Raw genomic sequence first — 686 nt, forward strand, 5'->3', positions numbered from 1 at the left:
ACACCATCACTTAACCTTCCGGCACCGGGCAGGCGTCACACCCTATACGTCCGCTTGCGCGTTGGCAGAGTGCTGTGTTTTTACTAAACAGTTGCAGCCACCTGGTATCTTCGGCCGGTTCGGGCTCGGGGAGCGAGTCCCTCTACCCTACGCCGGCGTGCCTTCTCCCGAAGTTACGGCACCATTTTGCCTAGTTCCTTCACCCGAGTTCTCTCAAGCGCCTTGGGATTCTCACCCTGACCACCTGTGTCGGTTTGGGGTACGGTCGCACATGATCTGAAGCTTAGAGGCTTTTCCTGGAAGCGTGGCATCAGTGACTTCCGGATCGTGATCCGTTCGTCTCGCGTCTCGGTCTTGAAGAGTCCCGGATTTACCTGAGACTCAAACCTACCTGCTTTCACCGGGACAACCAGCGCCCGGCTCACCTAGCCTTCTCCGTCCCCCCATCGCAACCATGTCCGGTACGGGAATATTGACCCGTTTCCCATCGACTACGCCTTTCGGCCTCGCCTTAGGGGCCGACTCACTCTGCTCTGATTAGCATCGAACAGAAACCCTTGGTCTTCCGGCGGGGGTGTTTTTCACACCCCTTATCGTTACTCATGTCAGCATTCGCACTCGTGATACCTCCAGCAGACCTCTCGATCCACCTTCATCGGCTTACACGACGCTCCTCTACCGCGCAT

Annotated in this window: 1 rRNA gene; it reads right to left on the reverse strand. The window is 57.1% G+C overall.

Annotated features, from left to right (window positions below):
- A 23S ribosomal RNA gene (locus ACGK9R_RS17180) occupies positions 1–686 on the reverse strand; the annotation flags it as partial.

The sequence above is a fragment of the Halomonas sp. HNIBRBA4712 genome, assembly GCF_043558675.1.
GTDB lineage: Bacteria > Pseudomonadota > Gammaproteobacteria > Pseudomonadales > Halomonadaceae > Vreelandella.